This window comes from Microbulbifer zhoushanensis (genome assembly GCF_021729055.1).
GTDB classification, from domain to species: Bacteria; Pseudomonadota; Gammaproteobacteria; order Pseudomonadales; family Cellvibrionaceae; genus Microbulbifer; species Microbulbifer zhoushanensis.
In genome coordinates, this window is record NZ_JAJSAO010000002.1 from 306494 (window position 1) to 331200 (window position 24707).

The following is a 24707-nucleotide window of genomic DNA, read 5'->3' on the forward strand; positions in this document are numbered from 1 at the left end:
CCGCCTGAGCTCGCACCGGCGGGCCGGGGTTGTCCCCCACCAGTAATCGCCAGGCCCAAAGCCCCATGAACTATCTCGCCCACCTGCTGTTATCCGGCCCCGACCCGGACTGGCGCCTGGGCGGCCTGCTGGGGGATTTCGTCAAGGGCCCCCTGCGGGGAGAGTTCCCCCCCGCCATCGAGGCCGGCATCCGCCTGCACCGCCGCATCGACGCGCGCTCCGATGCCCACCCCGCCTATGTGGATGCCCTGCAACGGCTGGGCCCGGAGTGGCGACGCTACGGGGGTATCGTGCTGGATATCTGGTTCGACCACCTGCTCAGCCGCCAGTGGGACGACTGGCACCCGTATTCCCTCGACAATTTCTGTGACCAATGCTGGCGAGACTTCCACGCCCGCAGGCGGTATATTCCGCCCGGCGCCCGGCGCTTTATGCAGCGGGCCGAGCAATTTAGACTGCTGCAGAGCTATCCCGACCGCGATGTCATTGCCCGCACCCTGGAGCGCGTCGGCCAGCGCCTGCGACGCCCGGTGGCACTGCAGGCCGCACTGCCCGCAGTGACCGCCGCCGGGGAAGCCCTGGAGCGCGACTTCGATCTGTTGTTCAGTGACTTGATGCTCGATGCCCGGCGGTTTCGAGAGGATTTTTCAGGATTCGATAACAAATGAGCCTTCCCAACCCGCGTATTACGTTTTTGCTGGTTTTTCTCGCCGTCATTTTTCTGCTCGGCAGTGCCTTTTACCTCGAGTATGTCCGGGGACTGGAGCCCTGCCCGCTGTGCATTACCCAGCGCGTAATGCTGCTGGGCGTGGGGCTGGTGTCCCTGCTCGCATTTGTGCACAACCCGGGCGTTATCGGTCGACGTTTATACGGCATGCTGGTGTCACTGTGGGCGCTGGGCGGCCTGTACTTCTCTGCCCGCCAGCTGTGGCTGCAGAGCCTGCCCGAGGACCAGGTCCCGGCCTGCGGTCCCGGCATCTCCTACATGATCGATGCCTTTCCTTTCCTGGATGTGGTCAAGGTACTGCTCACCGGTGACGGCAACTGCGCCGAGGTGCAGTGGACCATGCTGGGCCTGAGTATTCCCGCCTGGGCCGCCGTGGGCTTTGTGGGCCTGGTGGTATTCGGCCTCTGGCAGGCCTTCCGGCGCCAGTAAACACCCCCTGCCTGATGCCCGGCCACCCGAAAAGCAGCGTGCGGATCAGCGGCCGCGCTGGCGGCTGGCTGGCCGGTGCGGCCCTGCTGGTAGCGGCTAACCTGGCCGGTAACTGGTTACAGGCCAGCCTGGCGCTGCCGGTACCCGGTTCGGTTCTCGGCATGCTGCTGTTGCTGCTGGGCCTGCTGGTTTACGGCAGCGTACCGCAGGGCCTGGCGGAAGTGAGCGGAGCGTTGCTGCGCCTGCTGGCGCTGCTGTTCCTGCCCGCCGCCACTGGCCTGTTCTTTCTCCGCGACCTCTCCCCCGCAGACTGGCTGGGCCTGTTGGCAGCCACGGTGCTGGGCACCCTGGCCAGTATCGCGCTCTGTGCCCTGCTGCTGAAAAAACTGCTGCGACGTTACGGCAGCGGGGCCGGCCCCCATGCCTGATTCACTGCCGGCACTGCTGGGCCACCCGCTGTTTATCCTGCCACTCAATGTCGCCGGTTTCCTGGGCGGCCTGTGGCTGTACCGGCGCAGCGGCACCACGCTGCTGCACCCGATCGTCGGCGCCAGCCTGCTGGTGGCGGGCAGTCTCTATGCGCTGGGAATCGAGTACCGGGACTACCAAAGCGCCAGCGGCGCCCTGTATGCGCTGCTGGGGCCGGCAGTGGTGGCGCTGGCAGTGCCGCTGAGACAGAACCTGGCGATCATCCGCCGCGCCGCCATGCCGCTGACAGTGACCCTGTGTGTGGGCGCGGTACTGGCACCGCTGATTGGCGTCGGTCTGGCACTCTTGCTGGGCGCCTCCGGCCCGGTGCTGGCCGCACTTTCCGGCAAGGCGGTAACCACACCGATTGCGCTGGCCATTGCCGGCAAGGTAGGTGCCGCCGAGAGCCTGACCGTGGGGATCGTCGTGTTCAGCGGCGTTGTGGGCGCCGTCCTGGGGCCGTCGCTGATGCGGCGACTGGGTGCCGGCGACCCGCGCATTGTCGGCTTTGTGCTGGGCATCAACGCCCATGCCATCGGTACCGCGCGGGCCCTGGAAATCAGCGCCCTGTGCGGGGCCTTCGCGGCGCTGGCGATGGGGCTGTGCGGCGCCCTGACCGCGGTATTCCTGCCACTGCTGGCAGGTGCCTGACAGCGCCGGCTTCTGGCGCCGATTGCCGCTTTCGCCTTGCCCGCGATACCCGAATCTCCTATCTTGCATAAAAGCCCGCTGAGCATGATTGTGGTGGGGCAGAGCGAGATAAAAGGAAGCCTGAAATGCTGGAAAACTGTAAGTCGGCGCGTGAACGTTGGGGCGGGGTCAGCGACATAATCGATCGCTGGCTGCATGCCCGCCAGGCGCTCCTGGTGCGCTTCTGCAGCCTGTCGGAAAACCGGGAAGTGCGCGACGGCGATGCCCGCACTGAAGAAGCAGTGCGCGAGCTCTGCCAGCTGCTGATGGACTATGTGTCGGCGGGCCACTTCGAGGTGTACGAGCAGCTGATACTGGAAGGCAAGGCATTCAATGACGAAGCCGGGCTGGAAAAATCCCGCGAGCTCTACACCAAAATTGATGCCACCACGGATATCGCCGTGGACTTCAACGACAAATACCTGGAAACCGACGATTTGGACAGCCTGCCGAAGGACCTGTCACTGCTGGGCGAGGCGCTGGAATCCCGCTTCCGTTCCGAGGACGAGATGATTTCGGTCCTGCACACGGCGCACAAGAACCAGCTTGCCTGACTCCCCGCCGCTGTTTCCCGTCGCCGGCCTGCAGGGCCACGAGCGGTTGCTGCAGGCAATGAGCGCCAGGGGGACAGGGACTTAAAAGGAGACAAAAAAAGGGCCGCTGGATAGCGGCCCTTTTTCTTGTCGGTGCAGGAAGTAGCTTACTCCTGCTCCTCCTGCGGCGCCTCTTCACTACCGCTCTCATCGGTCGCCTCGCCTTCACCGGCGGCAGGTTCTGCATCGCTACCCGCGCCTGCCTCTCCTTCAGCAACGTTCGCCTTGTGCAGTTCCACTTCGAAAATCAGGGTGGCATTGGGGCCGATCAGGCCGCCCGCACCGCCGGGACCGTAGGCCAGGTCGGAGGGGATATACAGTTCCCATTTAGCCCCTTCCTTCATCAGCTGCAGCGCCTCGGTCCAGCCCTTGATCACCCCGCCGACCGGGAACTGTACCGGCTCACCGCGGGCATAGGAGCTGTCGAACTCGGTACCATCAATCAGGGTACCCTTGTAATCCACCTCGACGGTGCTGTCGGCAGACGGGGTATCACCACTGCCTGCGCGAATCACTTTGTATTGCAGGCCGGAGTCAGTGGTAACCACGCCTTCCTTCTGGGCGTTTTCTTCCAGGAACGCCTTGCCTTCGGCCATGTTTGATTCTGCCTTGGCCTTGAATTCCTGCTCCTGCTTGGCCAGCATCTCCTGCTGCTTGGCCTGCATGTTTTCCTGGAATACGGCGATTACCTGCTGCTTGTCCTCATCGCTGAGGCGCGACTCACGGCCGGCAGCGACATCTTCGAGAGCCATGACAACAACCTTGGAATCCAGTGCGACACCCTGCGAGTCGAGCCGGCGGGCCATGTCCTCGGCAATGATGTAGCTTACTTTCTGCTCCTGGGTTTCCAGTGCGATTTCTTCGGCCTGGCCGGAATCTTGCTTGTTACAGCCTGCCAGCATGACGCCCAGGGCAACCGCCGCAGCCAGTGGATATTTGTTCATATGGGTTGTCTCTTAAGTCTCTGGATGTATTTATTCGTAGGGTTCCTTCAGACCCGGCCGGGCTGGCCGGGTCCGGGATGCGGCCCAGTAGCCGTGACAACTCCGCCATCGGGTTGGCGATCCAGTTCACGACCGCCGCATGACGGCGTGTCAGCCGATGCCCAGCAAGTCTAACGCAAGGTGACTACCGGTGCACACCGATGCCGTTCACATGTTCGAACACTGCCACATTCGCGCAGTTCCCTCCGCCTGTGGAATTTTACCGGCACTTTCGGGCGCTTTTCCGTGGTTGCGGCATACAATTTTGAAAAAAACAGCGCTATTATCGTGGGCACCTGCGGTTGCTTTGGATTGCTAAAAGGTTTTGCTCCCTGGGCAACGCGCCAGTGCAAGTAACTGTGAATGCGGCACCATCCGCAAAAGTGCCGGGCACCCACACTGCCCGGATGCGTTGAATCGATAATAAACCTCAGGATATTGACTCATGGCTGCCAAAAAGAAAGCTGTCAATCCAGTCGCAGAGCTGGAAGCGCAAATTGCCAAGCTCACCACCAAACTCGACAAGGCACGTACCAAGCAGGTAACCGATGCCAGCAAGGCGGTGCAGAAATCCAACAAGGCCCTGGCCGCTGCCAAGGACAAGCTGGCCAAGGCCAAGTCCAAGCTGGCAGATGCCCGTACTGCCGCCAGCAAGCGCAAGACCGCTGCCACCAAGAAGCGGGTGGACACGGCGAAGGCCAACGTGGAAAAGCTGACCGCCGCAATGGCCGATGCCCGCGAAGCTGCCGCCGAGGCAAAACAGGCCGAAGCCGCAGCCAAATCCGAACTGAAGCTGGCGGAACAGGTAAGTAAGGTTGCCGCCAAGGCAGAGAAGGAAGTTGCCAAGGCAAAGAAAAAGAAAGGGGCCGCCAAGGCCAAGACGGCGCGCAAGGCTGCCAGCGGCAAATCCACAGCCAGGAAAGCGGCCACAGCCAAGAAGCCGGCGGCCAAGAAGGCTACCTCCACCAAGAAGCCCGCCGCCAAGAAGTCTGCAGCCAAAAAGGCAACAGCCGGCAAAACTGCGGCGAAAAAAGCCGCACCCAAGAAGGCTGCAGCCAAGAAAGCCCCGACCAAGAAAGCGACAACCAAGAAAGCCCCCGCCAAGAAGGCAGCTACAACTGCAGCTGCAGGGGCTAAATCAGCGGCGAAGAAACCCGCAGTGAAGAAAGCGCCGGTCAAGAAGGCACCCGCCAAGAAGGCTGAGGCCAGTGAGCCGGCCCCGCAGAAATCACCCGCCCCCAGTGCGGTAAAACCGACTCCGGCGGAGACCGCCAGGCCGGCAGAACCCAAGCCGGCGGAAGCGAAACCGGCTGAAAGCACACCGGCCCCCGCCAGCAAGCCGGCCGAGGCCCCCAAGCCGACACCGAGCATCACTCCGGTGACGCCCTTTAACAGCCTGTTTTCCAGCGAGCGCTCGGACGACCAGTAACGTTCAGGTGCCACCGCTACAGTAGCTGTCGATCAGGCCCGCCCAGCGGGCCTGTTCTTTTTGCGGCAGGCCATATTGCTGGCCCGCCAGTGCCAGCGCGCAGCGATCCTCCGGCCAGGTCTCCTGCTGCAGTTTCCACAGTGCCGCCAGCTGTAGCTGTTCCAGTTTCAACTCATAGTTTTTGCAGCGCTTATACAGTGACTGGGTCCGCGGGCGCATACGCCCGAGCCAGCGTCGCAGGTTGCGCACGCTGGCGATCATACGCCGGCGCGGGGCAAGCCCGCGATCCGCCACCCGCCAGCTCTCCTCGCTCAGCTGCCGCCCGGAGGCCGACACATAGGACGCCCACAGCATCAGGCAGACATCCGCACCCCGGTCGTCCTGGCAGGCCAGCAGGAATGCCTGCACTTCTTCATGGCGATAGAAGTCGAGGCTGAACTCCCACAGGGGATTGTCCAGGGCGGAAGAGGATGGAGGGGAGCGTTTCGTCACGTTAGAATCCCGGCTTTCTTATCGGGTGTGCCGCGCGGCTGTAATGTCGTTAGCCTAGCACCATGGCGCGCCGGGGTAACTCCGGAAGAGGTTTTTCTTGATCAATCTGCAAGGCGTCTCGCTGCAACTGGGCGGGCGCGAACTGCTGCACAATGCTGACTGCCGCATTTTTCCCGGCCACAAGGTGGGGATTATCGGTGCCAATGGCTGCGGCAAATCCACCCTGTTCAAGCTGCTGCTGCGGAAGCTGGATACCGATAGCGGTAGTGTCGAGCTGCCTGCCGGCTGGCGCATCGCACACATGGCACAGGAGGTGGCAGCGGGCGACCAGACGGCCCTGGACTACGTGCTGGATGGCGACGCCGAGCTGCGCCGACTGCAGCGGGAACTGGAAACACTCGAGGCCGCGGCCTCACCGGACGGGCGGCGACTGGGGGAACTCCATGAGCGCATGGCGGCGATCGACGGCTACAGCGGCCCGGCCCGCGCTGCCCAGCTGCTCGACGGCCTGGGGTTTTCCCACGCCCACCAGCAGCGGCCGGTAAAGAGTTTTTCCGGCGGCTGGCGTATCCGCCTGAACCTGGCACGCACGCTCATGTGCCCCGCCGACCTGATGCTGCTGGACGAACCCACCAACCACCTGGACCTGGATGCCACCCTGTGGCTGGAACAGTGGCTGCAGAAGTTCCCCGGCACACTGCTGATCATCTCCCACGACCGGGATTTCCTCGACGCGGTGGTGGACAGTGTGGTCAGTTTCGAGCACCGCCAGCTGGTCCAGTACAGCGGCAACTACAGCGCCTTCGAACGCACCCGCGCCGAGCGCCTGGCCCAACAGCAGGCGCAATTTGAGAAGCAGCAGGCCCAGCGCGCGCATATGGAGGACTTTGTCCGCCGTTTTCGCGCCAAGGCCACCAAGGCCCGCCAGGCCCAGAGTCGCCTCAAGGCGCTCGACCGCATGGCGCAAATTGCGCCCGCGCACGTGGATTCCCCCTTTCGCTTTTCCCTGCCATCGGCGGACAAGGTCTCCAACCCGCTGATCGACCTGCGCGACGCGGAACTGGGCTATGGCGACAAGGCGGTGGTACACAAGGTGCAGCTGGGCATCCACCCGGGCCGGCGCATTGGCCTGCTGGGCCCCAATGGCGCGGGCAAGTCCACCCTGATCAAGACCCTGGCCGGCGAGCTGGCGCCTATCCATGGCGAGCGCCAGTGCGGTGAGCACCTGGCCATCGGCTACTTTGCCCAGCACCAGCTGGAGGCGCTCGACAGCGCCGCCTCGCCGATGCTGCACCTGCAGCGCCTGTCACCGGAAGCCAGCGAGCAGTCACTCAGGGATTTTCTCGGTGGTTACGGCTTCACCGGCGACCGTGTGTTCGAACAGGTGGGCGGTTTTTCCGGCGGCGAGAAGGCGCGCCTGGCACTGGCGATCCTGGCCTGGCAGAAACCCAACCTGCTGCTTCTGGACGAGCCCACCAACCACCTGGACCTGGAGATGCGCCACGCGCTGGCGCTGGCGCTGGCGGAGTTTCCCGGCGCCGTGGTGCTGGTTTCTCACGATCGCTACCTGCTGGCCAATACCGCCGATGAATTCCTGCTGGTGGCCGACGGCAGGGTGCGGGCGTTCGACGGCGACCTGGAGGATTACCGCCAGTGGCTGCTGGAGTTCCGCCGCAACGAGCGCGCCGGGGAGAAGGCCGCCGTGCGCCAGGACGACCAGCCCACGGAAGGTAAAGAAGACAGGAAATCCCAGCGCAGGGCTGCCGCGGCATTGCGCGAGCAACTGAAACCCCTGACCAACCGGCTCAAGCGCGTGGAGCGGGACATGGCCCGGGTCGAGGAGCAACTGGCCGGGCTCGACGCCCGGCTCGCCGACGAGAGTCTCTACAGCGGCGGCCAGCAGGAGGAGATAGCCAGGCTCAACCGCGCCCAGGCCGAGGAGCGGGAAAAGCTCGAGTCGCTGGAGATGGAGTGGCTGGAAATCAGCGAGCAGCTCGACGCGGCGCGAGGCTGATCACTTGACCGGGAATTCGCCCTGCGGCGGGGTCTCCGGGCAACCCTCTTCGTCCACGGCCGTCGCGTAGGGCGTGCCGGGGCACAGGTCGAGGTAATCCGGCACACCGTCGGAGTCCGTGTCGATCGGGCAGCCGGTGTTATCCACCGCCACTCCGGGCGGGGTCTGCGGGCACATATCCACGTCGTCAATAAAGCCGTCGCCATCGGTATCCCGCACCACCGGCGGAAACTCCATCCACTGGTAGCCGATGGTAAAGCTCAGTGCCGTATCCATACCCCCGCGCTCGACTCCGTAAAAGGCACGCGCATCGGCGCGGGCCTGCCAGCGCGGTCCCAGCCGGTATTTCACCCCGACCCCGAAATTGGCCATGGTCTGGCGATCGTGGTCCTCCCTGCTGCGATCGAAGAACACCGGGCCGTCGTAGTCCGCCGGGATTACCGGCAATGGCTCGAGCAGGCGGTCATACTCGATCCGGACCTCGCCGACACCGAAGGCCAGGTAGGGTTGCCAGCAGAAGTCGCCACAGAACTGCCCGGCAAATTGCCAGAACAGGTCCATGTGGTAGTTGTACACGTCGACTTTTTCGTCCAGCCCATCGATGTCCGCCGAGAAAGCGTCCACCACACCCTCGAGTGCCCAGCGGTCGGTGATATTGAAGCCAAGGCCGACACCGCCGCCAGTACTGTCATCCAGCTCGAACTCCTCGAACGGGGTGCCGTCCAGCCGCTCGCTGTTAAACCACTGGCGGGTTCCCTTGAGGTAGAGGTTGAGGGTGCCCTCTTCGTCGGCGAGGGCGGGCATGCAGGGCAGGGCGAGAAACAGCAGCGCAACGGCGACGGTGCGCGCGGGCCGAAGACTCTTATCAGTCATTGTGGGCTCCGGAGTGTCCTTTTACCGGCGGGTCGTCTGACTTATGAAGATAGCAGACCCGCCGGCAGCCCGTAGGTACGTCTTTTACCCCGCTGCAATCAGGTGCGGCGGTAGAGCAGGTCCCAGACTCCGTGGCCCAGTCGCTGGCCGCGCTGCTCGAACTTGGTCTGCGGACGGAACTCCGGGCGCGGGGCATACTGTCCGGCGCCGGCGGTGTTCTCCAGTGCCGGCTCCGCCTCCAGGACCTCGAGCATATGCTCGGCGTAATTCTCCCAGTCGGTGGCCATGTGCATCAGCCCGCCGGGCCTGAGCTTGGTGCACAGCAGCCGCACGAATTCCGGCTGCACGATGCGCCGCTTGTGATGTTTTTTCTTGTGCCACGGATCCGGGAAATACAGCTGGAACCGGTCCAGCGAGGCGTCGGCGATGCAGTCATTGAGCACATCCACCGCGTCGGCCATATACACCCGCAGGTTTTTCACCCCGGCCTTGCCGGCGTTGTTGATCAGGCGGCCGACACCGGGCGGGTGCACCTCGATGCCAATAAAATCCTTGTCCGGCTCGGCCTCCGCCATCGCCAGCAGCGAGTCGCCCATGCCAAAGCCGATCTCCAGTACCAGCGGCGCCTGGCGACCGAACTCCTGTGCCGGGTCCAGCGGGCCGGCGAACAGCGACAGGCCGTACTGCCCCCAGTAGTTATCGAAAGCCCGGCGCTGCCCCTCGGTCATGCGACCGGCGCGGATGACATAACTGCGGATGGACTTTTTCTTGTACTCGGTGCGGTAGGGAAAATCTTCCGCGGACTCTTCTTGCATGCTTTGCGACCTCGGATGCAAATTCGTAATCAAGTCATTGTAGGAGCGGCCGCTCCCAGGGGAAACGACGGGCGCTCAGCGCGGCAGGTTCAGCGCCGCCACAAACAGGGCTATCCAGCCGGCAATCATCAGGCTGCCGCCCAGGGGGGTGACGGGCCCCAGCCAGCGCGGCCCGCCAAGGGCCAGCCCATAGAGACTGCCGCTGAACAGCAGCACGCCGACTGCGAACAGGGCGCCGCAGGTCACCAGTGCGGTGCGCGAGCCCCACTGCTGGATCATCAGCGCCACCAGCAACAACACCAGGGCATGCACCAGCTGGTAGTGCACACCGGTCTTGAAGGCTTCCAGCAGGTTTTCGGCCACTCGGCCGCGCAGGCCGTGGGCACCGAAGGCGCCAAGCATGACGCCGGTGGCGCCGAGAAAAGCGGCGATCAGCAGGTAGAGTTTGGTCATGGTGATTCCGGTCCAGGCCCCCGGGGCCGTGTTTCCCTTCGTTGTCCGTTTATGTTGGCAGGCAAGGCCCCTGGCCGCGGTTCGCCGCAGGTTTGTCACAGTGCAAAAAAAAAACCGCGCGGTTGCGCGGTTTTCTTCAGGGCCCGGTGGCGCGATCAGGCTTCCATCGCCACGCGTACCTTTTTCATCGCGTTCTTTTCCAGCTGGCGGATACGCTCGGCAGAGACGCCGTATTTATCAGCCAGCTCGTGCAGGGTCGCCTTGTTCTCGCTCAGCCAGCGTGCCCGGATGATATCGCGGCTGCGATCATCGAGCTGCTCCATGGCCGCGGCGAGACTGGTGAGGTTGGTCTCTTCCCAGTTATCGCGCTCCAGCTGGGCCGCCGGGTCGAAACTGCGGTCTTCCAGGTAGTGCGCCGGCGCCTGCCAGGCACTGTCGTCATCGTCATCCACGCCCGCATCGAATGCGGCGTCATGGGCAGAGAGGCGACCCTCCATCTCGTGCACGTGCGTCACGTCCACATTCAGGTCCTTCGCCACCGCCTTGGCCTCGTCATTGGTGAGCCAGGCGAGCTTCTTCTTCTGTCCGCGCAGGTTAAAGAACAGCTTGCGCTGCGCCTTGGTAGTGGCGATCTTCACGATGCGCCAGTTGCGCAGGATAAATTCGTGAATCTCGGCCTTGATCCAGTGCACCGCAAAGGAAACCAGGCGCACCCCCTTCTCGGGGTTGAAGCGCTTCACGGCTTTCATCAGGCCGACGTTGCCTTCCTGGATCAGGTCTCCCTGGTTCAGGCCATAGCCGGAGTAGGATTTGGCGATGTGCACCACAAAACGCAGGTGCGACATAACCAGCTGCCGTGCAGCATTCAGGTCCTCGCGATAATAGAGGTCCTCCGCCAGCCGCTTTTCTTCCTCAGCGGACAGCACATCGAAGCCGCTGACCGTCTGGATATAGGCCCCGAGGTTGGCTCCCGGGGACAGCGTTTGCACTGGCTGCAGGCTAGTTCCCATGCAGATCTCTCCTGTCAAAACTCTGGTGCCGGTTGAACTTGCGATCAAACGACCGCCGGGAGTTACCCGGCGAATTGGGCCAGTTTAGCACTAGCGCGGGCGAATAAGAAAGCCCGCCCACAGTGCCGGAGCCGTTGAAATCCGTGGCATTAGAGGGTTTATCCACAGGCGCGGTTCCCGTGTGCGCCACGGGTTCCGGAAATAATTGTGACCACCGGGTCAGGAGGGCTCTATGGCGCGGACATGTCGTGCCACAGCCACCCAGGCACCCGCCAGGCCCAGCAGGGCGGCGCCGCCAGCCAGAGCCAGCAGGTAGGCCAGCCCGGGCCCGTCGAGGCGGTAACCACTGCCGTAGGAAGAGGCCAGCCCCGCTACCGGGCCCGACAACAATGCCACCCCCAGGGTCACCAGCAGCCATGCCAGCAGGCCACCGAACAGGCCGTAGCATAGACCGCTGTACAGGAACGGGCGGCGCACAAAGGCATTGGTCCCCCCCACCAGCTTGACCACCAGGATCTCCTCCCGGCGACTCTCGATATGCAGGCGTATGGTGTTCACCACCACCAGAATCACACCCAGTGCCAGCAGCAGGCCCAGCCCCAGGGAGAGGCGCTGGCCCAGCTCGGTCAGCCGCGCCAGCCGTTCCACCCAGGCCATATCCAGTACCACCGCATCGCTGAGGGCACTTTCCCGCAGGGACTCGGCCAGAGCCTCCAGCTCCCCGTTGGCGCCGGCGGGACGCACCAGCAAGACCGCCGGCAGGGGATTGCTGCCCAGCCCGGCCAGCGCATCACCGAGGCCGGACGACTGCTGGAACTCCTCCAGCGCCTGCTCGGGTGAGATATACGTCACCTCGGCCACCCGCGGATCTTCCCGCAGGTCTTGCACGTAGGAGGTGATGGCGGAGTCGCGGGCACTCTTGTTCAGGAACACGGAAATCTGCGGCTGGCCGTCCCAGCCCGCCACCGCGCGCTGGAAGTTCACCATGCCCAGCTGCAGGGAGGCCGGCAGCGCCAGGGCAATAGCGATTACCAGGGCCGTCATGAAGCTGGCCATGGGCGCCGCGAAGAAACGCCGCAGGGCCTCGGCGGCCATCTCGCGGTGGTGCCCGACCCAGCCGCGCAGGCGATCGCCCAGGCGGGTTCGGGCCGTGACGGCGCCGGTGGCGCGGGTGCGCTCTGCCGCGGCCTGCTGGCGAGCGGCAGTACGAACCGGGTTGCCGGGGTTACGGGTAGGCTGCTTCACGGCTCGGGATTCCATCGTAGATCAGCTGGCCCGCCTGCAGGGTCAGTACCCGGCGTTTCTGGCGGGCGATCAATTCCAGGTCGTGGCTGGCAATCATCACCGTCACCCCCACCGCGTTGAAGTCGGCAAACAGCTGCATGATCTCCGCGGACAGCTGCGGGTCCAGGTTACCGGTGGGCTCATCCGCTACCAGGATCGCCGGCTTGTTGACCACTGCCCGGGCGATACCGACCCGCTGCTGCTCACCACCGGAAAGCATAATGGGGTTCTGGCGCTCCTTGTGCAGAAGGCCCACCTTGTCCAGTGCCGCGCGCACGCGCCGGCCCACCTCACGGCGGTTGCAGCCGGCCACGGACAGGGGCAGCGCCACATTGTCGAAGACACTGCGGTCGAACAGCAGCTGGTGATTCTGGAACACAATGCCCACATTGCGGCGGTAGTAGGGCACCTGGCTGTTGCGCAGGCGGTTGAGGTTCTGGCCCGCCACCAGGATGCTGCCGCGGGTGGGGCGCTCGATCGCGGTAAGGAGTTTGAGCAGGGTGCTTTTGCCGGCACCGCTGTGCCCGGTGAGGAATACCAGTTCGCCCCGCTGCAGCTCCAGGCTGACGCGCACCAGCGCATCCTGCCCGGATTCGTAGCGCTTGTTGACGTTGTCAAAGGTGATCATGCAGGCGGCGAATTCTTGTTATTAATGATAGGAGCGGCCCATGGCCGCGAATGACCTGCCCTGGCACCTCGGGACCCAATCGCGGCCATGGGCCGCTCCTACAAACGGGAAATCAGTTTTCGTCCCGGCGAAACAGCGCGGCGACAAAGTCTTTCGCGCGGAATGGCTGCAGGTCTTCAGCCTGCTCGCCGACACCGATGAAGCGTACCGGAATACCGAAGCGCTGCGCCAGTGCAAAGATCACACCGCCTTTGGCGGTACCGTCCAGTTTTGTCAGCACCATGCCGGTGACACCGGCGGAATTGCGAAACTGCTCGGCCTGGCTGAGGGCGTTCTGGCCGGTACCGGCATCCAGTACCAGCAGCACCTCGTGGGGCGCGGTCTGGTCCAGCTTGCCCATCACCCGGCGGACCTTGCTCAGCTCTTCCATCAGGTTGGACTTGGTATGCAGGCGCCCGGCGGTATCGGCAATCACCACGTCCACGCCGCGGGACTGGGCCGACTGCACGGCGTCATAGATGACCGAGGCACTGTCGGCGCCGGTGTGTTGGGCCACTACCGGCACGCCGTGGCGTTCACCCCAGACCTGGAGCTGTTCCACCGCGGCGGCACGGAAGGTATCGCCGGCAGCCAGCATCACCGATTTGCCCTCGCCCAGGTACCGATGCGCCAGCTTGCCGATGGTGGTGGTCTTGCCCACGCCATTGACGCCCACTACCAGGATCACGAATGGCTTTTTGGCGGTGTCGATGGCCAGTGGCGCCTCGACACTGTCCAGCAGCCCGGCCAGTTCCTCCTGCAGCGCCCGGTAGAGCGCCTCGCCGTCATTCAGCTCGCGCCGGGAGACCCGGGCAGTGAGGCGGTCGACAATTTCGGTGGTCGCATCCATCCCGACATCGGCCATCAGCAGCTGGGTTTCCAGCTCTTCGAGCAACTCGTCGTCGATCTCCTTGGCACCCAGGAACAGGTTGCCCATGCCCTCGGCAAACTGGTTGCTGGTGCGACTGAGTCCGCGACGGATGCGGGCAAAGAACCCCACTTTTTCCTCTTTTGCGCCGGACGGGGCCTGTGCCTTGTCGGGCGCGGGGGCCGGTTCAGGGGCGGGGGCTGGCTCGGGGGGGGCCGGCTCTGCCAGCTCCGGAGCCGGTGCGGCCTCGCCTGCCGGCTCCTCGTGGACCGGCTCAGCGGGGGAATCCGGTGCTGTGGGTGCAGCCTGCCCTTCGCGGGCCTCGTCTTCCCCGGAGGTTTCGCCCGGCTGCTCGGCGGGTTTCTCCTCCGCCTGTTCCTCGGGCTTCGGCTTTTTCTTGCGCAGGAAGTCAAAGATCATGCTCGTATCCGGCTGTACCACGGTGTTGGAAAGGCGCTAATCTTAGCACCGCTCGATGCCCCACACAGCCAGGAAACCACCTTGCCCAGAAATCGCCCGCGCAAAGCCTCCCCGCAACCCCTGTCGCAGCTCCGTATCATCGGAGGTGAGTGGCGCGGGCGCCGGCTGCAGTTCGCCCCGGTAGAGGGCCTGCGCCCCACCGGTGACCGGCTGCGCGAGACACTGTTCAACTGGCTGCAGTTCCGGCTGCCGGGCGCCCGCTGCCTGGACCTGTTTGCGGGCTCCGGGGCGCTGGGACTCGAGGCGCTCTCCCGCGGCGCGGCAAGTGTGGAATTTGTGGAACTGAACCGGAGGGCGGCCGACACCCTGCGCGCCCAGCTGCAGCTGCTCGGCACCGACCGGGGCCGGGTGCACCACCAGAGTGCGCTGGATTTCCTGGCCGGCGATGCCAGCGCCTACGATATCGTCTTCCTCGACCCGCCCTTCACCGCCGACCTGTGGCAGCCCGCCCTGGCCGCCCTGCACGACCGGTTGGCGCCGCGCGCCCTGGTTTATGTGGAGACACCCCGGGACACAGCGCTGCCGTTGCCTGGGCACTGGCAGGTGGAGAAGGAGAAACGTGCGGGCCAGGTTTGCATGCGCCTGCTCAGTGCCGCCTGAACCGTGTTTTTTGAGGGTCGCGCACAAATTGTTTAACATGCGCGTCCCCGCCGGGCCGCATTGCCCCTCCATCAGTCCTTTCCGGGACCGGGAGGGCGGGCATGCCAGCGGCCAAGACATCGGCGTCCAGCGATAACCTGCGAAACCCTGCTCATGAAAAAAGTCGTCTACCCCGGAACGTTCGACCCCATCACCAACGGTCATATGGACCTGGTGGAGCGCGCCTGCCGCCTGTTCGACCACGTGATCGTGGCCGTGGCTTCCAGCTCCCGCAAGAACCCACTGTTCACCCTGGATGAGCGGGTAGAGCTGGCCCAGCAGGTCCTGCGCCACCTGCCCAACGTGGAAGTCATCGGCTTCGATATCCTGCTCGCCGACCTGGTGCGACAGGTAGATGCCTACGGCGTGCTGCGTGGCCTGCGCGCGGTTTCCGACTTCGAGTACGAATTCCAGCTGGCCAATATGAACCGGCAACTGGCGCCGAACATGGAAAGCCTGTTCCTGACCCCGGCGGAGCACCTCTCCTACATTTCCTCTTCACTGGTGCGGGAAATCGCCTCCCTCGGCGGCGACGTCACCAAGTTCGTGCCGCCGGCGGTCGAGGAAGCGCTGCAGGAAAAATTCAACCGCTGAGTTCCCGCCCCGGAGCCGCCCGCTACCCGGTGGCGGCACCGGGGTTCCGGCGCCTTCACGGCGCCCCTGCCGCATATTCCCGACCGCACCTCGCCCCCCTTACTGTTGCGCACCCGGTTAGCTGTTAAACTCCGGCGAGTTTTCCCAGACCGGAGTCGAACGTGCGCAAACTGGTTCTCGCATCCCTGATCTCTGCCGGAGTCATCTCTGCCGGCCTGCTGCTTGCCGACCCTGAAAAGCCCGGCCCCGGCGCCGCCGAGCGCAGCGAGGAAATCCAGCCCGAGGTGGCCACCGGCCGCAGTGAGGTCAAGGCGGCCAGCGCATCGGAATTCATGGCGGTTACCGCCAACCCCCATGCCAGTGAGGCCGCCGCCGGCATCCTGGCCCGCGGCGGCACCGCGGTGGACGCGGCCATCGCCGCGCAGCTGGTGCTGGGCCTGGTAGAGCCCCAGTCCTCGGGTATCGGCGGCGGCGCCTTTATGCTGAGCTACCGCGCCGACGACAAATCCCTGCATTATTACGATGGCCGCGAAACCGCTCCGGCGGCGGTCGATGAACAGTATTTCATGCACGACGGCGAGCCGCGGGATTTTCTCAAGGCGGTCATCGGCGGCTACTCGGTGGGCGTACCCGGCGTGATGCGGATGCTGGAACTGGCTCACCAGCGCGACGGCAAACTGCCCTGGGCGGAACTGTTCGTCCCGGCCATCGAGCTGGCAGAGCAGGGCTTTGAGGTTTCACCGCGCCTGCACCAGCTGCTCGACCGCCTGCCGCAGGTGGATGCGCGCCCGGCCATCGCCAGCTATTTCTTTACCGATGACGGCAAGCCGCTGGCAGTGGGCACGCTACTAAAAAACCCCGACTATGCCCGCACCCTCCGGCAGCTGGCGGAGCAGGGCGCCGATGCGTTTTACCGGGGGGATATCGCTGCGGCCATCGTCGATGCGGTGCGCAACGACCCGGTCAACCCGGGCGTGATGACCCGCGAGGATATGGCCGGCTACCAGGCGAAAGTGCGCGAACCGGTATGCAGCGAATTCCTGCTCTACCGCGTCTGCGGTGCCAGCGCACCGTCCTCCGGTGGCACCACCGTGGGCGCCATCCTGGGCATGGTCGGCCAGTTCCCGCTGACCGAGTTCGAGCCCGGCAGCGCCGAACTGACCCACCTGTTTGCGGAGGCCTCGGAACTGGCATTTGCCGACCGCAATACCTATTCCGCCGATCCGGATTTTGTCGCCGTGCCCACGCGTGCGATGGTGGCCCCGGAGTACCTGGTGCGGCGGGCAAAACTGATCTCGGGCGAGGAGGCCACCACTGCCGTGCCGGGCAAGCCCAGGCCCTTCGATGCCAAGCGCCAGCCGGCAGATTCCCCGGAAAAACCCAATACCAGCCACCTGTCGATCGTGGACCGCTACGGCAATGGCGTAAGCATGACCACCAGTATCGAGACCGGCTTTGGCTCGCGCCTGCTGGTCCGCGGTTTCCTGCTCAACAACCAGCTGACCGACTTTTCCTTTACCCCCGAGCGCGCCGATGGCGAACTGGTGGCCAACCGCGTGCAGCCGGGCAAGCGACCGCGCTCCTCCATGTCACCGACCGTCGTATTCAACCGGGACGGCAGCCTGCGACTGCTGGTGGGCTCCCCGGGCGGCTCGCGCATTATTGACTACACTGCGCGGACCATTCTCTATCACCTGGGCCTGGGGATGCCCATTGCCGACGCCATAGCCGCGGGCAATATCGGCGCGATCGGGTACCGGGTGGAACTGGAGTCGGGCTTTTTCCCCGCGGAGACTGTAAGAAAACTGGAACAGCTGGGACACAAGGTGGTGGAGCGCAACCTGAACAGTGGTATCCACGGGATTGCACTGATCGACGGCAAGCTCCACGGTGGCGCCGACCCACGCCGCGAGGGTAGTGCGGTCGGCAAATAGCGCCGGCTGTCCAGTAGGGCGCCGGTCAACAACTTACCCAGGGGATCCTTCCATGCGCGCCTTTTCTTTACTACTCCTGCGAATCAGCCTCGGCCTGTTGCTGGTCATCTGGGGCGTCGACAAGCTGGTGAATGTGGAGCACGCGATCGCCGTGTCCGACCGTTTTTACCTGGGCGTGGTCAGCGCACCACTACTGTGGAAGATGTTCGGTGTGCTGCAACTACTGCTGGGCGCCGCGGTGATCACGGGCCTGTGGCAGCGCTATACCTATCCCGCCCAGGCCATCGTCAACGGCATCACCCTGTTGGGAGTCTGGCGCTCGGTGGTGGATCCGTGGGGCTGGTACCTGGAGGGCACCAATGTGCTCTTTTACCCATCGCTGATCGTGTTTGCCGGCTGCCTGGTGCTGTGGGCCTTCCGCGACGAGGACCGACTGGCGCCCGGACGGCGCTGAGGCCAGAGGAGACAGGCTGGGCATGAACAGTCCGTGGATGTTGCTGCTGGTCGCCGGCCTGCTGGAAGTGGGCTGGGCGATCGGCCTCAAGTACAGTGACGGGTTCACCCGGCCACTGCCCAGTGTGTTGACCGTGGTGACGATGGTGGCGAGCTTTTATTTCCTCGCCCAGGCACTGAAGGTGATCCCGGTGGGTACCGGCTACGCCGTATGGACCGGCATCGGTGCGGTGGGCACCGCGATCCTGGGGATTGTGCTGTTTGCGGAATCCACCGCGCTGCCGCGGTTATTCTGTATCGGGCTGATTGTGGCGGGGATTGCCGGCCTCAGGCTGACATCCCCGGCCTGAAAGCCTTCCCCGCCCCCGGCTTCATTCCCCATCCCCGGCCTCGTACACCAGCCGCCCGCGATAATAGGTCTCCAGTACCCGGGCCGACCCGATCTCCGCCGGGGGAATCTGGAACAGGTTCCGGTCCAGCACGATCAGATCCGCCCACTTGCCGGTTTCCAGGCTCCCGGTCTGCTCCTCCAGGCGGTTGGCGATGGCACCGTTGATGGTGAACGACAGCAGCATGCGTTCCAGTGACACGCCCTGGTCCTCCGGCACCGGAGCCGCGGCATCCAGGTCCTGTGCCGCGGCATCGCTGTCGCCACCCGGATCCGGTCCCCGCATCACGCCCGCCTGGATGGCGGCCAGCGGACCACCCCGGGGGGTTGCCGGGTAGTCGCTGCCTGAGGCGACCGTGACCCCGGCATCGAACAGCTTTTTCACCGGGTACTGCGCGGCAGCCCGCGACTCACCGAGCCGGGGCAGGTCCAGTGACCGGTAATGGCCGCTGCGGTCAAAGCGCATCGGCAGCATTACCGCGATAGTCCCGGTTTCGGCAAAGCGGGGGATATCCACCGGGTCGACCAGCATCAGGCCTACCATACCGTTGCGCATATCCGCGGGACCATTGATTGCACGGGAGTGACCGAAGGCAGTGAGGCCCATTTCCACCGCCGCATCACCCACCGCCCTGATCATTACCTGCAGGCCCGCCGCATTGGCAAGCTTGGCCAGCTGGTTTAGGTTCTGCTGCCCCAGCCTGCTCTCTACTTCATAGTCCGGACGGTGGGCATAGGGTTTTTTCAGCAGCGCCCTTTCCCCGGCGATGGAGCCATCGGCGAACAGCTTGACCGAGTGCACCTGGAATTCCTCGTCCCGGTATTTCTCCGACAGTGTTTTCAGGAAGCGAACCTCCTTCTGGCCGGCACCGGGGCCCACCACGAAGGAGCCGCGCACGCGCACAGTGAGTTTCTTCAGCGCCGCCATTTTCTGGTAGGCATCCAGCTTGGAGGCATCCTCTGTGGGCCGGATATAGGCATCGTGCAGGGTGGTGATACCCCGGCGGGCGGCGGCGTCCTGGACCTCGCGGATCTCGGCGCGATAGTCGGCCTCGGTTTTCACCGGGATGATTTTCTCCACCAGCGCCATGGCGCTGCGCCCGCGCAGTATTCCGGTCACCAGGCCGGTCTCGTCCCGCTCGATCACCCCGCCCGCCGGATCCGGCGTGTCGTTGCCGATACCCGCGGCGGCCACCGCCTCGGAGTTCGCCCAGATACTGTGCAGATCGCTGGAGTAGAGAACGATGGGAATCAGGTCGTTGACGTGGTCGAGCTGCGCCTTGTGCGGGGGCCCGTCGGCGAACACCAGCCGGTCCCAGCCGCGACCGACGATCACCTGCTGTTCCGGGTTGGCCTCGATATAGTCCGCCACCGCCTGCTGGTAGTCGGCCACACTGCTGCCGTCGTACAGGCCCACCTGGCCGCCGCCGCTGACATGCATGTGCGCATCGACAAAGCCCGGCAGCACCAGCTTGCCGTCGAGGTTTTCTACCTGGGTGTGGGGACCGATAAACGGCTGCGCGCCGTCGTCACTGCCCACGAATACGATGCGGCCTTCGCGCACCGCCAGTGCCTGGGCAATGCGGCGATTGCTGTCGACGGTGTAGATATAACCGTTGCGGAAAACCAGCTCGGCGGCCGGCAGCACTTTCTGGTCGGGGATATCCCCGCGGGATTTGCCGCTGTCACCGGCTGGCGGCGGCTGCTTTCCCGCTGGCGGCGCCTGGGGCCCGCACGCTGCCAGCGACAGTAGCATTGCGCCGACTATCCAGACCCATCTCATTCGCTGCGCTCCCTCGCCTGAACCGGTGGCCAGCCCGCCTGCAGCGACGCGTTACAGCGCGCCCGTCATCCGCGGGTTCCGGCTTGAGTACTTGAGTATAGGAAATCACCTCCGGCCCGTGGCCGGCGCTAAAGCCACCGCAACCAGAGGTAATCGGTGGGATTGTCCGGGCAGGGCCCGAGTCCGCACTCCAGGGTGGTGGAAAGCGCATTCACCGCCAGGATCGCCAGGAAGGCCAGCACCGCCAGCCGCGCCAGGAATCCCAGGGGCCGGGGTTGTGGCCGGTCATCGACCCGGTCGGTGAGCAGCATCACGCCACAGTAGGCCAGCAAAGCAAAGAAGGTGATCAGCGCCCAGGTGTAGAAGTGCAGGCCCATAAAGGGCGAACCGAACCCCGGGTTTCCCGGGGCGATATGCAAGAGCACCTGGCGCCCCGATGCCACCAGCCCGGCCAGCGATGACAGGACCGCGATCCCGTAGTGCAGCGGCCGCACACCAAAGCGGAGATTCAGCAGCAGGCCGACACCGGCCATGGCAAAGGCGGCGCGCTGCAGCAGGCACAGGGGGCAGGGCAGTTCGTGCAGCAGCAGTTGCCAGGCAAAGGCAAACCAGAGCACCCCGGCCAGTGCCAGCAGCCCCAGCGCATCCAGACAGGTGGCACAGCGACCGAGGCGGGTGACCAATGGCATCACCGCCCTAGAGGCTGATATCGAGGTGGGAAGTCATATGGTAGAAGCACCAGGCGACAAAGATCGCCAGGGTCGCCAGCCACCAGCCGACTGCGCCCGCACGGCTTCCCCGCCAGGCAAACCAGGCCGACAACAGCACGGTGACAAACGGCAGCATCATGACCATAAGCGGACTCCCGCAGCGTATACGGGCGCAATTTTAGTCCCGCTTTATGCGGTTCCCCAGCGCCAGTGACTCAGCGCTGGCAGCGGCGACAGAAAAATGTGCTGCGCTGGCCCAGCACCATATCCCGGACCGGCCCGCCGCACTGGCGGCAGCGCTTGCCCGCACGGCCATAGACGTTGAGCTGCTGGGCAAAATAGCCGGGCTCGCCATCGCCGCCGATAAAGTCCCGCAGGGTGGTGCCGCCCTGCTGGATCGAGCGCGCCAGTACCCGCTTGATGGCATCCGCGAGCCGCTCATAGCGCGCGCGGGAAATGGTGCCGGCGGCGCGGTCCGGGCGGATACCGGCCATGAACAGGGACTCACTGGCGTAGATATTCCCCACACCCACCACCACGCGCCCGTCCATGATGAATGTCTTTACTGCCTGCCGGCGTCCGCGCGACATGCGGTAGAGATAATCACCACAGAACTCGTCCGCCAGCGGTTCCGGGCCCAGGTGGGAAAGCAGGTCGTGGGCGGCCGGGTCCGAATCTGTCCACAACAGGGCCCCGAAGCGGCGCGGGTCGTGAAAGCGCAGGCACAGGCCGGAGTCCAGCACCCAGTCCACGTGGTCGTGCTTGCGCACTTCGGCGCCCGGTTTTACCAGCCGCAGGCTGCCGGACATGCCCAGGTGCCAGATGGCACAGCCACGGTCGGTATGCACCAGCAGGTACTTGGCACGGCGCTCCAGGCGCAGGATCCGCGCGCCGGCAATGCGGCGCTCGAAATCCGGCTCCACCGGCCAGCGCAGGCTGCGCTGGCGCACGGTGGCCGAGCGCACGATATGTCCCTCGAGGTGGGGGGCAAGGCCGCGACGGGTGGTTTCGACTTCGGGAAGCTCGGGCACAGGTGTCGTCTTTCTGCTGGCAGGGGCTGGTTTGGAATTCTACACGCCTGGCGGCGCCGGGTGCTGCTGCGGGTTGCCACCCGGCGGGCTCCCGGGCTATCCGGCAGGCATAAAAAAACCCGGCAATGCCGGGTTTCTCGCAAGGCGGGACCAATTACTTGATCTTGCCTTCCTTATACATCACGTGCTTGCGGACAACGGGATCGTACTTTTTGATCTCCATTTTTTCCGGCATGTTGCGCTTGTTCTTGGTAGTGGTATAGAAGTGACCAGTACCGGCGCTGGAATTCAGGCGGATCTTCTCACGCATTGTTCTGTCTCCGATTTCTTGGCTGGGCCGTCAGTTACACTTTTTCGCCGCGGGCACGCAGCTCGCTCAGCACGGTATCGATACCTTTCTTGTCGATCACGCGCATGCCTTTGGAGGAGACACGCAGCTTCACGAAACGCTTCTCGGATTCAACCCAGAAACGGTGGCTGTGCAGGTTGGGCACAAAGCGACGCTTGGTGCGGTTTTTAGCGTGGGATACGTTGTTACCGGTGACCGGGCGCTTACCGGTTACCTGACATACCTTGGACATCTGTTGGCCTCTTCAAAACTCTCGTGCCCGCATGACAGGAGGTGCGGGGACTGTAATTCGGGATTCTAATCCGGTTCCTGGGCGGCGGCGGAAACTGTTCAGAATCTGGCCCGGCCGCAAAGAGCGGCGTTTTATACCAGAACAGCTGGGGGGAGACAAGTTTTAACCAGTTTTGACTGCGACCGGGCGGTTTTCTCCCGTCACTCTTTGCATCCCTTGCGCCAGGGCCGCCGCCCCCCTAATCCCGCGGGTCACTGCCCCGGGCTGCCGGCAGGGCTACAGCAGGCCACGCTCGGCGAAGGACAGTGCGTCGCCATCCCCCACGATCATATGGTCCAGCACCTTGATATCCACCAGCCCCAGCGCCTGCACCAGGCGCTCGGTGATCCAGATATCCGCCTGGCTGGGCTCAGTGATGCCCGAGGGGTGATTGTGTGCCAGGATCACCGCGGCGGCCCCGCGGTGCAGCGCCGCCTGCACCACCTCGCGCGGATAGACACTGGCCGCATTGAGGGTGCCGTGAAACAGCTCCTCGAAGCCGATCACCCGGTGCTGGGTGTCCAGGAACAGGCAGCAGAAGACCTCCCGGCGGCGGTGGCGCAGCTGCGCCGCGAGGTACTGGCGCACGGCCCCGGGACTGTCCATGACGTCGCGGCGCTGGAGGTCCTCCGCCAGGTGGCGGCGGGCCATCTCCAGCACCGCCTGCAGCTGGGTGTACTTGGCATCGCCCAGGCCGCGGCCGCGGCAGAACTCGGACTGCGGCGCCTCCAGCAGCGGGCGCAGGCCGCCGAAATCCACCAGCAGCTGCCGCGCCAGGTCCACCGCGGAAACGCCGGCGGCACCGGTGCGCAGGAATATTGCCAGCAGCTCCGCATCCGAGAGCGCCGCAGCCCCGCGCTGCAGCAGTTTTTCCCGCGGGCGCTCCGCCGCGGGCCAGTCACTGATCGCCATGTTGTCCCTCCCTGAGACCCGTTCATTGTCCCCGGCCGCCGCCGGGGAGCCCGCCACGCTTATCCCGCGCGGCGCATAAATGCTAATCTTACCCGCTCCTGCAATTTCGGGAACCGAACTATGTCCTCCCTGGCCCACAAACGCATCCTCCTGGGTGTAGGCGGCGGTATCGCCGCCTACAAGAGCGCCGACCTGGTACGCCGCCTGCTAGAACGGGGGGCCGACGTGCGCGTCGTGATGACCGCCGGGGCCCGTGAATTCGTGCAGCCACTGACCTTCCAGGCCCTGTCGGGTAACCCGGTCCATACCGACCTGCTCGACCCCGCGGCCGAGGCGGCCATGGGACATATCGAGCTGGCCAAGTGGGCCCAGCTGGTGCTGGTTGCCCCGGCCAGCGCCAATATCATGGCGCGCCTGGCCGCCGGCATGGCGGATGACCTGCTCACCACCCTGTGCCTGGCTACCGAGGCACCACTGGCGCTGGCGCCGGCCATGAACCAGGCCATGTGGCGCCACCCGGCCACCGCCGCCAATGCGGCCACCCTGAGCCAGCGCGGCGCAACGCTGCTGGGACCGGATGCCGGCAGCCAGGCCTGTGGTGATGTAGGCCCGGGACGCATGCTGGAGCCCCTCGCCCTGGCGGAGGAAGTGGAAAAACTGTTTGCCCCGGCCCAGTCCCTCTCCGGCAAGCGCGTGGCGATTACCGCCGGGCCCACCCGCGAGGCACTCGACCCGGTGCGCTTCCTCAGCAACCACAGCTCCGGCAAGATGGGCTTTGCCCTGGCCGCCGCGGCACAGCGGGCGGGGGCCCAGGTTACGCTGATTGCCGGCCCGGTATCCCAGCCCACCCCGGCCGGGGTGAAACGCATCGATGTGGTGAGCGCAGAGGAGATGCACGAGGCCGCCGAGCGCGCCGCCGACCTGTGCGACCTCTTTATCGGCGCGGCCGCAGTGGCGGACTTCCGCCCGGCGGAAGTGGCCGGCCAGAAAATCAAGAAAAAGGACAACAGCGACACCGACAGCCTGGCCCTGGTGAAGAATCCCGATATCGTCGCCGCTATTGCCGCACGCACCAGCCAGCGCCCGTTCACCGTCGGGTTTGCGGCAGAGACCGAGAAAGTTGAAGAACACGCGCGGGGCAAGCTACAGCGCAAGAAACTCGACCTGATCATTGCCAATGATGTCAGTGCAGCCGACAGCGGCTTCAACAGCGACCGCAATGCGGTAACCGTCATCGACAGCGACGGTGCCACCCGGCTGCCGTCCGCCCTCAAGACACAGCTGGCCGACCAGTTGATCGGGATTATCGCGGCCCGCGCCTTCCCGGCCTGAACGACACAACAACAGTAACAAGACAGGACGTATAAC

At 64.7% G+C, this 24707-nt stretch carries 29 protein-coding genes; 13 read left to right on the plus strand and 16 right to left on the minus strand.

Going from position 1 to position 24707, the window contains the following annotated elements:
- Positions 1-65 precede the first annotated feature (65 nt).
- The 5 genes from LVD10_RS04940 (at position 66) to rsd (ending at position 2868) form a co-directional block, all read left to right on the plus strand.
- Complete coding sequence (locus LVD10_RS04940; protein ID WP_232940173.1) at positions 66-668, plus strand: acyl carrier protein phosphodiesterase; 603 nt, start codon at positions 66-68, stop codon at positions 666-668.
- Entirely contained in the window at positions 665-1156 is a 492-nt protein-coding gene (locus LVD10_RS04945; RefSeq protein WP_232940175.1) for a disulfide bond formation protein B, read from the plus strand. The genes LVD10_RS04940 and LVD10_RS04945 overlap by 4 nt, the downstream gene beginning before the upstream one ends.
- A 38-nt stretch (positions 1157-1194) precedes the next feature.
- Complete coding sequence (locus tag LVD10_RS04950) at positions 1195-1584, plus strand: CidA/LrgA family protein (protein WP_232940177.1); 390 nt, start codon at positions 1195-1197, stop codon at positions 1582-1584.
- A complete protein-coding gene (locus LVD10_RS04955) occupies positions 1577-2275 on the plus strand; it encodes an LrgB family protein (protein ID WP_232940179.1) in 699 nt (232 codons plus the stop codon). The genes LVD10_RS04950 and LVD10_RS04955 overlap by 8 nt, the downstream gene beginning before the upstream one ends.
- A gap of 125 nt (positions 2276-2400) precedes the next feature.
- The gene (gene rsd / locus LVD10_RS04960; protein WP_232940181.1) at positions 2401-2868 is read left to right on the plus strand and encodes a sigma D regulator; all 468 of its coding nucleotides are present in this window, start codon (positions 2401-2403) and stop codon (positions 2866-2868) included.
- 146 nt (positions 2869-3014) lie between these two features.
- Here rsd and bamJ read toward each other — a convergent pair whose 3' ends face one another.
- Positions 3015-3851 (minus strand): BamJ family beta-barrel-assembly machinery protein, encoded by an 837-nt coding sequence (gene bamJ / locus LVD10_RS04965; RefSeq protein WP_232940183.1) that lies wholly within the window; start codon positions 3849-3851, stop codon positions 3015-3017.
- A gap of 484 nt (positions 3852-4335) precedes the next feature.
- On the opposite strand from bamJ, the gene LVD10_RS04970 reads away from it, so the two are divergent.
- The gene (locus tag LVD10_RS04970) at positions 4336-5319 is read left to right on the plus strand and encodes a histidine kinase (protein WP_237062119.1); all 984 of its coding nucleotides are present in this window, start codon (positions 4336-4338) and stop codon (positions 5317-5319) included.
- Between the two features lie 3 nt (positions 5320-5322).
- Here LVD10_RS04970 and LVD10_RS04975 read toward each other — a convergent pair whose 3' ends face one another.
- Positions 5323-5811 (minus strand): TIGR02444 family protein, encoded by a 489-nt coding sequence (locus LVD10_RS04975; protein ID WP_237062121.1) that lies wholly within the window; start codon positions 5809-5811, stop codon positions 5323-5325.
- 97 nt (positions 5812-5908) lie between these two features.
- Between LVD10_RS04975 and LVD10_RS04980 the strand changes: the two genes are divergently transcribed.
- Positions 5909-7825, plus strand: a complete 1917-nt coding sequence (locus LVD10_RS04980) for an ATP-binding cassette domain-containing protein (RefSeq protein WP_237062123.1) — start codon at positions 5909-5911, stop codon at positions 7823-7825.
- On the opposite strand, the gene LVD10_RS04985 is transcribed toward LVD10_RS04980, so the two are convergent.
- The 7 genes from LVD10_RS04985 to ftsY form a co-directional block, all read right to left on the minus strand.
- Positions 7826-8698 carry a porin family protein gene (locus LVD10_RS04985; RefSeq protein ID WP_237062125.1) on the minus strand — a complete coding sequence of 291 codons (873 nt, stop codon included), beginning with the start codon at positions 8696-8698 and terminating at the stop codon, positions 7826-7828.
- A 98-nt stretch (positions 8699-8796) separates the two neighbouring features.
- Complete coding sequence (gene trmB, locus LVD10_RS04990; protein WP_237062127.1) at positions 8797-9513, minus strand: tRNA (guanosine(46)-N7)-methyltransferase TrmB; 717 nt, start codon at positions 9511-9513, stop codon at positions 8797-8799.
- Positions 9514-9588: 75 nt separating this feature from the next.
- Positions 9589-9966 carry a DUF423 domain-containing protein gene (locus LVD10_RS04995; RefSeq protein WP_232940191.1) on the minus strand — a complete coding sequence of 126 codons (378 nt, stop codon included), beginning with the start codon at positions 9964-9966 and terminating at the stop codon, positions 9589-9591.
- A 155-nt stretch (positions 9967-10121) separates the two neighbouring features.
- Positions 10122-10976, minus strand: coding sequence for an RNA polymerase sigma factor RpoH (gene rpoH, locus LVD10_RS05000; protein ID WP_232940192.1), 855 nt, complete (start codon positions 10974-10976; stop codon positions 10122-10124).
- A 219-nt stretch (positions 10977-11195) separates the two neighbouring features.
- Positions 11196-12221: a permease-like cell division protein FtsX gene (gene ftsX / locus LVD10_RS05005; protein WP_237062129.1), complete on the minus strand. Its 1026-nt coding sequence runs from the start codon at positions 12219-12221 to the stop codon at positions 11196-11198.
- On the minus strand, positions 12202-12888 hold the full coding sequence (ftsE, locus tag LVD10_RS05010; RefSeq protein ID WP_237062131.1) for a cell division ATP-binding protein FtsE: 687 nt from the start codon (positions 12886-12888) through the stop codon (positions 12202-12204). The genes ftsX and ftsE overlap by 20 nt, the downstream gene beginning before the upstream one ends.
- A gap of 112 nt (positions 12889-13000) precedes the next feature.
- Positions 13001-14215 carry a signal recognition particle-docking protein FtsY gene (gene ftsY, locus LVD10_RS05015; RefSeq protein WP_237062134.1) on the minus strand — a complete coding sequence of 405 codons (1215 nt, stop codon included), beginning with the start codon at positions 14213-14215 and terminating at the stop codon, positions 13001-13003.
- An 81-nt stretch (positions 14216-14296) separates the two neighbouring features.
- Here ftsY and rsmD point away from each other — a divergent pair, with 81 nt between their 5' ends.
- From rsmD to sugE, 5 genes are all read left to right on the plus strand, one after another.
- A complete protein-coding gene (gene rsmD / locus LVD10_RS05020; protein ID WP_237062136.1) occupies positions 14297-14875 on the plus strand; it encodes a 16S rRNA (guanine(966)-N(2))-methyltransferase RsmD in 579 nt (192 codons plus the stop codon).
- A gap of 153 nt (positions 14876-15028) precedes the next feature.
- Positions 15029-15508 (plus strand): pantetheine-phosphate adenylyltransferase, encoded by a 480-nt coding sequence (coaD, locus tag LVD10_RS05025; RefSeq protein ID WP_255701105.1) that lies wholly within the window; start codon positions 15029-15031, stop codon positions 15506-15508.
- Between the two features lie 161 nt (positions 15509-15669).
- Positions 15670-17442 (plus strand): gamma-glutamyltransferase, encoded by a 1773-nt coding sequence (gene ggt / locus LVD10_RS05030; RefSeq protein ID WP_237062138.1) that lies wholly within the window; start codon positions 15670-15672, stop codon positions 17440-17442.
- A 52-nt stretch (positions 17443-17494) separates the two neighbouring features.
- The gene (locus LVD10_RS05035) at positions 17495-17896 is read left to right on the plus strand and encodes a DoxX family membrane protein (protein ID WP_232940199.1); all 402 of its coding nucleotides are present in this window, start codon (positions 17495-17497) and stop codon (positions 17894-17896) included.
- Between the two features lie 22 nt (positions 17897-17918).
- Entirely contained in the window at positions 17919-18245 is a 327-nt protein-coding gene (gene sugE, locus LVD10_RS05040) for a quaternary ammonium compound efflux SMR transporter SugE (RefSeq protein ID WP_232940201.1), read from the plus strand.
- A 21-nt stretch (positions 18246-18266) separates the two neighbouring features.
- Here the strand turns inward: sugE and LVD10_RS05045 are convergent, their stop codons facing one another.
- The 7 genes from LVD10_RS05045 to radC form a co-directional block, all read right to left on the minus strand.
- Positions 18267-20066: an amidohydrolase gene (locus tag LVD10_RS05045; RefSeq protein WP_237062140.1), complete on the minus strand. Its 1800-nt coding sequence runs from the start codon at positions 20064-20066 to the stop codon at positions 18267-18269.
- Between the two features lie 128 nt (positions 20067-20194).
- Entirely contained in the window at positions 20195-20755 is a 561-nt protein-coding gene (locus LVD10_RS05050) for a disulfide bond formation protein B (RefSeq protein WP_232940204.1), read from the minus strand.
- 7 nt (positions 20756-20762) lie between these two features.
- Positions 20763-20921 (minus strand): DUF5993 family protein, encoded by a 159-nt coding sequence (locus LVD10_RS05055; RefSeq protein ID WP_232940205.1) that lies wholly within the window; start codon positions 20919-20921, stop codon positions 20763-20765.
- Positions 20922-20991: 70 nt separating this feature from the next.
- Positions 20992-21807, minus strand: a complete 816-nt coding sequence (gene mutM / locus LVD10_RS05060; protein WP_232940206.1) for a bifunctional DNA-formamidopyrimidine glycosylase/DNA-(apurinic or apyrimidinic site) lyase — start codon at positions 21805-21807, stop codon at positions 20992-20994.
- A 154-nt stretch (positions 21808-21961) separates the two neighbouring features.
- Entirely contained in the window at positions 21962-22117 is a 156-nt protein-coding gene (gene rpmG / locus LVD10_RS05065) for a 50S ribosomal protein L33 (protein ID WP_020413983.1), read from the minus strand.
- Positions 22118-22151: 34 nt separating this feature from the next.
- Entirely contained in the window at positions 22152-22388 is a 237-nt protein-coding gene (gene rpmB, locus LVD10_RS05070) for a 50S ribosomal protein L28 (RefSeq protein WP_091513718.1), read from the minus strand.
- A gap of 276 nt (positions 22389-22664) precedes the next feature.
- Positions 22665-23339: a RadC family protein gene (radC, locus tag LVD10_RS05075; protein ID WP_232940207.1), complete on the minus strand. Its 675-nt coding sequence runs from the start codon at positions 23337-23339 to the stop codon at positions 22665-22667.
- Between the two features lie 120 nt (positions 23340-23459).
- Here radC and coaBC point away from each other — a divergent pair, with 120 nt between their 5' ends.
- Positions 23460-24671: a bifunctional phosphopantothenoylcysteine decarboxylase/phosphopantothenate--cysteine ligase CoaBC gene (gene coaBC, locus LVD10_RS05080; RefSeq protein WP_237062142.1), complete on the plus strand. Its 1212-nt coding sequence runs from the start codon at positions 23460-23462 to the stop codon at positions 24669-24671.
- Positions 24672-24707 lie beyond the last annotated feature (36 nt).

Coding starts and splice junctions, on each gene's coding strand:
- LVD10_RS04940 (WP_232940173.1), top strand. CDS start 66: ATGAACTATCTCGCCCACCTGCTGTTATCCGGCCCCGACCCGGACTGG.
- LVD10_RS04945 (WP_232940175.1), top strand. CDS start 665: ATGAGCCTTCCCAACCCGCGTATTACGTTTTTGCTGGTTTTTCTCGCC.
- LVD10_RS04955 (WP_232940179.1), top strand. CDS start 1,577: ATGCCTGATTCACTGCCGGCACTGCTGGGCCACCCGCTGTTTATCCTG.
- rsd (WP_232940181.1), top strand. CDS start 2,401: ATGCTGGAAAACTGTAAGTCGGCGCGTGAACGTTGGGGCGGGGTCAGC.
- bamJ (WP_232940183.1), bottom strand. CDS start 3,851: ATGAACAAATATCCACTGGCTGCGGCGGTTGCCCTGGGCGTCATGCTG.
- LVD10_RS04970 (WP_237062119.1), top strand. CDS start 4,336: ATGGCTGCCAAAAAGAAAGCTGTCAATCCAGTCGCAGAGCTGGAAGCG.
- LVD10_RS04985 (WP_237062125.1), bottom strand. CDS start 8,698: ATGACTGATAAGAGTCTTCGGCCCGCGCGCACCGTCGCCGTTGCGCTG.
- trmB (WP_237062127.1), bottom strand. CDS start 9,513: ATGCAAGAAGAGTCCGCGGAAGATTTTCCCTACCGCACCGAGTACAAG.
- LVD10_RS04995 (WP_232940191.1), bottom strand. CDS start 9,966: ATGACCAAACTCTACCTGCTGATCGCCGCTTTTCTCGGCGCCACCGGC.
- rpoH (WP_232940192.1), bottom strand. CDS start 10,976: ATGGGAACTAGCCTGCAGCCAGTGCAAACGCTGTCCCCGGGAGCCAAC.
- ftsE (WP_237062131.1), bottom strand. CDS start 12,888: ATGATCACCTTTGACAACGTCAACAAGCGCTACGAATCCGGGCAGGAT.
- ftsY (WP_237062134.1), bottom strand. CDS start 14,215: ATGATCTTTGACTTCCTGCGCAAGAAAAAGCCGAAGCCCGAGGAACAG.
- coaD (WP_255701105.1), top strand. CDS start 15,029: ATGAAAAAAGTCGTCTACCCCGGAACGTTCGACCCCATCACCAACGGT.
- LVD10_RS05035 (WP_232940199.1), top strand. CDS start 17,495: ATGCGCGCCTTTTCTTTACTACTCCTGCGAATCAGCCTCGGCCTGTTG.
- sugE (WP_232940201.1), top strand. CDS start 17,919: ATGAACAGTCCGTGGATGTTGCTGCTGGTCGCCGGCCTGCTGGAAGTG.
- LVD10_RS05045 (WP_237062140.1), bottom strand. CDS start 20,066: ATGAGATGGGTCTGGATAGTCGGCGCAATGCTACTGTCGCTGGCAGCG.
- LVD10_RS05050 (WP_232940204.1), bottom strand. CDS start 20,755: ATGCCATTGGTCACCCGCCTCGGTCGCTGTGCCACCTGTCTGGATGCG.
- LVD10_RS05055 (WP_232940205.1), bottom strand. CDS start 20,921: ATGGTCATGATGCTGCCGTTTGTCACCGTGCTGTTGTCGGCCTGGTTT.
- rpmG (WP_020413983.1), bottom strand. CDS start 22,117: ATGCGTGAGAAGATCCGCCTGAATTCCAGCGCCGGTACTGGTCACTTC.
- rpmB (WP_091513718.1), bottom strand. CDS start 22,388: ATGTCCAAGGTATGTCAGGTAACCGGTAAGCGCCCGGTCACCGGTAAC.
- radC (WP_232940207.1), bottom strand. CDS start 23,339: ATGGCGATCAGTGACTGGCCCGCGGCGGAGCGCCCGCGGGAAAAACTG.
- coaBC (WP_237062142.1), top strand. CDS start 23,460: ATGTCCTCCCTGGCCCACAAACGCATCCTCCTGGGTGTAGGCGGCGGT.